8 protein-coding genes and 1 pseudogene are annotated in these 7,030 nt (G+C 69.8%); 4 read left to right on the top strand and 5 right to left on the bottom strand.

What is annotated here, in order from left to right; translation table 11 throughout:
* A partial coding sequence (locus RHOFW104R8_RS11330) for a hypothetical protein (RefSeq protein WP_068205437.1) occupies nt 1-307 on the top strand: 307 nt, incomplete at its 5' end.
* Nucleotides 308-384: 77 nt separating this feature from the next.
* Here RHOFW104R8_RS11330 and RHOFW104R8_RS11335 read toward each other — a convergent pair.
* Nucleotides 385-825, bottom strand: coding sequence for a DUF6491 family protein (locus tag RHOFW104R8_RS11335; RefSeq protein ID WP_068097062.1), 441 nt, complete (start codon nt 823-825; stop codon nt 385-387).
* Between the two features lie 227 nt (nt 826-1,052).
* Here RHOFW104R8_RS11335 and egtB point away from each other — a divergent pair, with 227 nt between their 5' ends.
* On the top strand, nt 1,053-2,303 hold the full coding sequence (egtB, locus tag RHOFW104R8_RS11340) for an ergothioneine biosynthesis protein EgtB (RefSeq protein WP_068096947.1): 1,251 nt from the start codon (nt 1,053-1,055) through the stop codon (nt 2,301-2,303).
* The gene (gene egtD, locus RHOFW104R8_RS11345) at nt 2,300-3,289 is read left to right on the top strand and encodes an L-histidine N(alpha)-methyltransferase (protein ID WP_068096945.1); all 990 of its coding nucleotides are present in this window, start codon (nt 2,300-2,302) and stop codon (nt 3,287-3,289) included. Before egtB ends, egtD begins: the two co-directional genes overlap by 4 nt.
* Before the next feature lie 48 nt (nt 3,290-3,337).
* Here the strand turns inward: egtD and RHOFW104R8_RS11350 are convergent, their stop codons facing one another.
* Together RHOFW104R8_RS11350 and trxC are read right to left on the bottom strand one after the other, a co-directional pair.
* Nucleotides 3,338-4,840: a S10 family peptidase gene (locus RHOFW104R8_RS11350; protein ID WP_068096942.1), complete on the bottom strand. Its 1,503-nt coding sequence runs from the start codon at nt 4,838-4,840 to the stop codon at nt 3,338-3,340.
* A gap of 83 nt (nt 4,841-4,923) precedes the next feature.
* Nucleotides 4,924-5,367, bottom strand: a complete 444-nt coding sequence (gene trxC / locus RHOFW104R8_RS11355; RefSeq protein ID WP_068096939.1) for a thioredoxin TrxC — start codon at nt 5,365-5,367, stop codon at nt 4,924-4,926.
* Between the two features lie 87 nt (nt 5,368-5,454).
* Here trxC and RHOFW104R8_RS11360 point away from each other — a divergent pair, with 87 nt between their 5' ends.
* Nucleotides 5,455-5,931 carry a hypothetical protein gene (locus tag RHOFW104R8_RS11360; RefSeq protein ID WP_068096936.1) on the top strand — a complete coding sequence of 159 codons (477 nt, stop codon included), beginning with the start codon at nt 5,455-5,457 and terminating at the stop codon, nt 5,929-5,931.
* A 10-nt stretch (nt 5,932-5,941) separates the two neighbouring features.
* On the opposite strand, the gene msrB is transcribed toward RHOFW104R8_RS11360, so the two are convergent.
* Nucleotides 5,942-6,541 (bottom strand): peptide-methionine (R)-S-oxide reductase MsrB, encoded by a 600-nt coding sequence (gene msrB, locus RHOFW104R8_RS11365; RefSeq protein ID WP_068096933.1) that lies wholly within the window; start codon nt 6,539-6,541, stop codon nt 5,942-5,944.
* A gap of 100 nt (nt 6,542-6,641) precedes the next feature.
* A pseudogene (locus RHOFW104R8_RS11370) lies at nt 6,642-7,030 on the bottom strand (cytochrome c biogenesis protein DipZ); the annotation flags it as partial.

Here is a 7,030-nt window from a genome sequence, read left to right on the forward strand (position 1 = left end):
CGGCGGGTGGCACGGCGGTTACCACGATTACGACGGCGGTTATTACCGCCACGGTGGTTACTGGAGCGGCGGCCGCTGGATCGCCGGCGCTATCGTCACCGGTGCCGTGGCCGGCCTGGTCAGCGACGCGTTGCGCCCGGCGCCGGTGTATTACGAGGCACCGGTGGTGTACGGCCCGCCGCGCACGGTGATCTACGAGGATGCCCCGGTCGTGCGTCGCCGCGTAGTCGAAACCCGCACCGTGGTGTATGGCGACCCGTACCAGACACGGTATGTCCGCGAATATGGTGACGATGACGACGACTGAGCAACGCGTGGGATCATCGCATTGCACGACGAAGAGCCCGGCTTGTCCGGGCTCTTCGTGTTTCGGCGACCGGTGCCTCAGTGTGCCGGCAGGGCCGGCGGCAGCTCGGCGCCGCTGCCGTGCCGGGTGGCGTGTTCGCCGAGCTGCTTGAAGCGTGCCTTGTCGATCCTGCTGACGGATTCGATCGCGCACGGCGGCTGGTAGCGCGAGTGCACCGTTTCACCCACCTCGCCGCAGATGCGGCCCCGGTTGACGATGGCGTTGGACGGGTTGGGCCGGAAGATCAGCCCGGGCGGTGGCGTGCCGAGTCGCGGGCAGTCATTCTGCAGCGTCACCAGGTAATGCTTCGGACCGGTGCGCACGATGGCCGTGCGCGCATCGACGATGTACCACTCGTTGATCTGCGTCGTGTCGATGCACTCGTTTGCCGGCAACGGCGAACGGGCGCGGCCTGGCTCGGCCGCGTGCACGTTGCCGACGGCGAGGACGAACAGCAGGGCGGGAAGAACCGCTTTCATGAGCGTTACCTCGTCGGTTGGCGCGGAGCGGGTATCGTGAACCGGCCGCGGGAGCTGCATGCCGGCTACGACGGCGGCCGTCGGGGGCGGCGCTGCAAAGCATCTGCCATCTTCATATCACAATAAGTGAACGGTTGGCGCGGCATGCTGGCGGACATGTTTTTGAACCGCCCGCATCGCGAAACGCTCCGTACCGAGGCCGCCATGCGGATGCCGGGAGGGCGCCGGTGACGACCTGGCAATCGTCCGCGCCGGCCGGCATCGCGGCGCGATTCCGCCAGGTACGCCAGTGCACGCTAGCGCTGTGCGCCGGCCTCAGCGCCGAGGATCTGCAGCTGCAGTCGATGCCTGACGCCAGCCCCGGCAAGTGGCACCTGGCGCACACCAGCTGGTTCTTCGAGCAGTTCGTGCTGGGCCGCGACCCGGCGTACCGGCCGCGCGACCCGGCCTGGCATTATCTGTTCAACTCCTACTACCAGTCGGTCGGCCCGATGCATGCGCGGCCGCAGCGCGGCCTGCTGTCGCGGCCGTCGCTGGACGAGGTGCGCGACTACCGGCACCGCGTCGACGATGCGGTGGGCGAAATGCTCGGTCGCGATGGCGATGCAGAGTTGCTCGAGCGGGTCGAGCTGGGCCTGCAGCACGAGCAGCAGCACCAGGAGTTGCTGTTGACCGACATCAAGCACGCGCTGTGGTGCAACCCGCTGCAGCCGGCGTGGCGCGCGGCGGTTCCCGCCGCGGACGAGGGCGTGCCGGTGCCGTTGCATTTCGTCGCGGGCCGCGAGGGCATCGTCGAGATCGGCCATCGCGGCGAGGGCTTCGCGTTCGACAACGAGACCCCGCGCCACCGTGTCCTGCTGCAGCCGCACGCGCTGGCCAACCGGCCGGTGAGCAACGCCGAATACCTGGCGTTCGTGCGCGAGGGCGGCTATCGCGAACCCGGCCTGTGGCTGTCCGACGGCTGGGCCACGCTGCAGCGCGAGGGCTGGCAGCACCCGATCTACTGGCAGGACGACCTGGCCAGCGAGTTCACCCTGGCCGGCGTGCGCGCGCTCGATCCGCACGAGCCGGTGTGCCACCTCAGCTATTTCGAGGCCGAGGCCTTTGCCCGCTGGGCCGGCGCGCGGCTGCCCACCGAGGCGGAGTGGGAGTCGGCGGCGCAGGGCATCGCCATCGACGGCAACCTGCAGGACGCGCAGCGCTTCCAGCCGCGCGCGGCCAGCGCCGGCGCCGGGCTGCAGCAGATGTATGGCGACGTGTGGGAATGGACCGCCTCGCCCTACATCGGCTACCCGGGCTTCCGCCCGCTGCCCGGCGCGCTGGGCGAATACAACGGCAAATTCATGTGCGGCCAGTGGGTGTTGCGCGGCGGTTCCTGCGCCACTCCGCGCGGTCACCTGCGTGCCAGCTACCGCAATTTCTTTCCACCCCAGGCCCGTTGGCAATTCGCCGGGCTGCGACTGGGACAGGACCGATGAGCAGTGTGCAACCCTGTGGCATCAGCGACGACGAGCGCCGCCCGCCGAGCAGCGAGCTGCTGGAGGTCGTCCAGCGCGGCCTGGGCGCGAAACCCAAGCGGCTGCCGTCGTGGCTGTTCTACGACGAGCGCGGCTCGGCGCTGTTCGAGCGCATCTGCGAACAGCCGGAGTACTACCTCACGCGCTGCGAGATCGCGCTGATGGATGAGCACGCGGCCGCGATCGCCGATGAACTGGGCAGCGGGGTGCGGCTGGTCGAGTACGGCAGCGGCAACGCGATCAAGACCCGGATGCTGCTCGGGCACCTGCACGCGCCGGTGGCCTACGTGCCGGTGGAGATCTCGCCCGAGCCGTTGCGGCAAAGCATGGAGCGGCTGGCGACGGCGTTCCCGCGGCTGCCGCTGCAGCCGTTGTGCGCGGATTTCAGCCGGCCGCTGCGGCTGCCGATCCCGCCGCGTGCGCCGCGGCGCACCGTGCTGTATTTCCCCGGTTCCACCATCGGCAATTTCGAGAGCCGCGAGGCCGCCGCGCTGCTGCGCAAGATGCGCAACGAGATGGGCGACGCCGGCGGCATCCTGATCGGGGCGGACCTGAAAAAGGATCCGGCGCTGATCGAGGCGGCCTACAACGACCATGCCGGCGTCACCGCCGAGTTCACCCTGAACATGCTGGCGCGGCTCAACCGCGAGATCGGCAGCAACTTCGAGCTGTCGGCGTTCGCCCATCGCGCGCACTACAACCCGATGGCCGGGCGCATCGAGACGCATCTCGTCAGCCGCCGCGAGCAGCAGGTGAAGGTGGGCCGCGCGAACGTGCCGTTCCGCGCCGACGAAACGATACAGGTCGAATACAGCTGCAAGTATTCGCTGGAGGATTTCGCCGCGCTGGCCGCTCGCGCCGGGCTGGCCGTGCAGCGCGTGTGGACCGATCCGCAACGGATGTTCAGCGTGCAATACCTGGTACGCGCCGGCACCGCGGCGCGCTGAGCCGCGGTGCCGGGCCGGCGATGCCGGCCCAGCATGCAGGCGAAGAAGTCACTTCACGCCGTACAGCGCCTTCACGTCGCGGGTCAGCGTCGCCTGGCTGTCCGCACGCGCGTAGAACATGTGGCCGCCGGGATAGTTCTTCACCTGCACGCGGGTGGGGTCGCCCATCGGCGGCATCTGGTCGACGATCAGCACCGAGGCCATGAACGGGCAGGACAGGTCGTCCCAGCCATGCGCGATCAGCACGCGCAAGCCCGGGTCGTTGGCGACCGCCTCGCGCAGTTGCGACACTGAACCCTTGCTGGCGTCCTCGTCCTGGTGCCACAGCTTGTTCACCTCGTAGCTGAGCGCGTTGTAGCGGCCATCGTATTTCCAGCCCACCACGCGGGTGACGAAGTCGACCATCGCGCTGGTGGTCGGCGCGATGATGCCGTTGAGGATCGGGTCGCCGGTCTGCTGGTGCGGCGCGTAGGGGAACGGATCCCAGGCGGTGACGTTGGAATCGTAGCGGCTGCCCAGCTTGCCCTCGGCGCGGTACACCTCGCGCAGGTAGGCCTGGGTTTCGAGGCGGCCGCCGGAGCGCTTCACGAACAGCGGATCGAGCCCGGTCAGCTCGGTGACCTTCTTCACCACGCGGTCGGTGGCCTGCGGATCGGAGCGGCCGCGCAGCAGGTCGCTGGCGTATTCGCCGCGGGTGTATTCGACGATCGGCGCCATCGCCTCGGCGCTGAGCTTGTGCTCGCGCTCCAGGTGCGCGGCGGCGATCGAGGGCAGGGTGAGCATCCATGGCAGCGGCGACACGTTGCCGTCGTCGAAGGCGGCCGGGTCGAGGTAGGGCGACAGCAGCACCGCGCCGCTCATCGCCACGCCGAGCCGGGTCTGCAGGTACTCGGTGATGCGCGGGCCGCGGAAGCCGCCGTAGCTCTCGCCGACCAGGTACTTGCGCGAGGTCATGCGGCCGTTCTTGACCAGCCAGTCGTAGACGATGCGCGACAGGTACTTGATGTCGCTGTCGGTGCTGTAGAACTGCTTGGTGGCCTCCTTGTCGTCCACCAGCGCGCGGCTGAAGCCGGTGCCCACCGGGTCGATGAACACCAGGTCGGTGAAGCCCAGCCAGGTGCCGGGGTTGTCGCGCAAGGTCGCCGGGTCGGACGGGTTGTCGCCTTCGACGCCGAAATTCACCTTCTTCGGCCCGATCGCGCCGAGGTTGAGGTACACCGACGAGGCGCCCGGGCCGCCGTTCAGCGCGAACGTCACCGGCCGGTCCTTGCCGGCGATGGTGTAGGCGGTGAACACCACCTCGCCGATGACCGTGCCCTTCTCGTCGCGCACCGGCAGCGAGCCCACCGTGGCGGTGTACTTGAGCGTCTTGCCGTCCACCACGGCCGATTGCGCCACGTGCGCATCGGCCGGCAGCGGCGGCAGGTGGAAGCCGTTGCTGCTGGCTGCGTCTACCGCCGGTTTGGGAGTGTCGGCCGCGTGGGCCGGGGCGGCGTTGGAACCGGCCAGCACGAAGGCGGCCAGCAGGACGGATTGCAGGGACTTGCGCACGGTTTTTCCTCACGGGCGAAAGCGCCAAGCCTAACCTGCCGTCGCGTCGGCGGGAGTATGCCCAACGGCAGGGGGCGCTCCGATCAGCCGCGCGCCAGCGCGCCCTCGACGAACTGCTGCAGCTGCGCCGCGTTCAGCGCGCCGGACTGCCGCGCGATCTCACGGCCCTGCTTGAACAGGATCAGGGTGGGGATGCTGCGGATGTTGAAGCGCTGGGCCAGTTGCGGCTGCGCCTCGGTATCGAGCTTGGCCAGCCGCAGGCGCGGTTCGAACTTGCCGGCGGCCTGCACGAACACCGGCGCGAAGCCGACGCACGGCCCGCACCACGGTGCCCAGAAATCCACCAGCACCGGCAGGTCGCCGCGGCCGGCGATCGCGTCGAAGTTCGCTGTGGTGAGTTCCACCGGATGTCCCTCGAACAGCGCCTGCTTGCAGCGGCCGCAGTTCGGGTGCTCGTCCACCCGTTCGGCCGGCACGCGGTTCAGCGCGCCGCAATGCGGACACGGGATGGCCAGTGGTGTACTCATGGCAGACTCACTCCGATAACGGTCAGGCGCCGGGCGCCAACGCCGACAAGATGGCGACGACCACCTCCGAATCCAAGCCGGGCCGACATGCCGCGACATCCCGACTCATCCGCTTCACGCTGGCCGCGGCGTGGCCTGCTCGCGCTGGGCATGCTGTGGGCGCTGCCGAACAGCCTACTCGGCCTGCTGCTGGGTCTGGCCGGCCTGGCTTTCGGCGCGCGGCTGCGCTGGCAGCCGCGCGAGCTGGCGCTGGTGGTGCGGCGCTGGCCGTGGGGGCGCGGCGGGGCGCTGACCCTGGGCAACGTGATCGTGCACACCGGCGAGCGGCTGGATGTGCCGTGCCTCACCTACGCGCATCGCGCCGGCCATGGCATCGAACCACCGGTATTGCTGGTCGACCACGAGCGTGCCCACGTCTACCAGTACATGCTGCTCGGCCCGCTGTTCCTGCCGTCGTACCTGCTGTGCGGCGGCATCAGCGCGCGCAATCCGTTCGAGCGGGCAGCCGATCGCTACGCGTGCTCGGGGCACGGCTGGTGGCCGTGGTCGCGGGAAGGCCGGTAGTCACCCGCGCTCAGGCGCGGCGCGGCACGAAACGCAGCGCCACCGAGTTCATGCAGTAGCGCAGGCCGGTCGGCCGCGGGCCATCGTCGAAGACGTGGCCGAGGTGGCTGTCGCAGCCGGCGCAGCTGATCGCGGTGCGCTGCATGCCGAACAGATGGTCGCCGCGCTCGATCACGTTGCGGGCGGCAATCGGCTGCCAGAAGCTGGGCCAGCCGGTGCCGGAGTCGAACTCGGTGGCGGCGTCGTACAGCGCGGTGGCGCAGGCCATGCAGCGGAACAGGCCGGGCACGGCAGGCCGCTCGTGCTCGCCGCTGAACGCGCGCTCGGTGTCTTCGTGGCGCATCACCTCGTACGCCGCCGGCGGCAGCCGCTGCCGCCATTGCGCATCGCTCAGCACCAGCTTCGCCACCTTGCGCGCGCCGAGGTCGCGGCCGGCGTCGTCGAAGATTTCCAGCAACACCTCGCCCGGCGTGCCGACCGGCGTGTTCGCCGCCGCATGCAAGCGCGGCAGCAGCAGGCCGCCGCCGACGGCCAGCAGCGCACCGCCGCCGAGTGCGGCGCGCAGGAAGCGGCGGCGATCCATCGCGAGGGTTTCATCGATGCGGGACATGGCAGCCTCCGTGGATGCTCTTTTGTGTAGGAGCCCGCTTGCGGGCGATGCTTTGCGAGCACGGAGGTGTCGCCCGCAAGCGGGCTCCTACGGGGACCAATCAACCGAACGTGAACGCGTAGGCCTGCACGCCGGGGTCGAGGAAGGTGATCTCGAACAGCCGCTCGCCGCTGCCGTGGGCCTGGCGCACCAGCTGGTACAGCCGCTGGCTGGTGACCGCGCCATTGCCGGCGGCGTCGGTGTCCATGCCGTGGTCGGCGCCGGGCGGCTGGCCGTCGATGCTGACGCGGTAGCGGATCGGCTTGCCGTCGCCGGCGGGGCCCAGCACCAGGTGCAGGTCACGGCCGCGGAAGCGGTAGACGATGCGGCCGCCGGCCTGCGCCAGCTGCGCGTTCTCGTCGTGCACGGTCCAGCGGCCGTCGAGCGACCACTGGTCGGCAGCGAGCGAGGCGGGTGCGTGATAATCCCGCGCCTCGTCGTGCGCCACCC

It is taken from the genome of Rhodanobacter sp. FW104-R8, assembly GCF_001617365.1.
In the GTDB taxonomy this organism is placed as follows: Bacteria; Pseudomonadota; Gammaproteobacteria; order Xanthomonadales; family Rhodanobacteraceae; genus Rhodanobacter.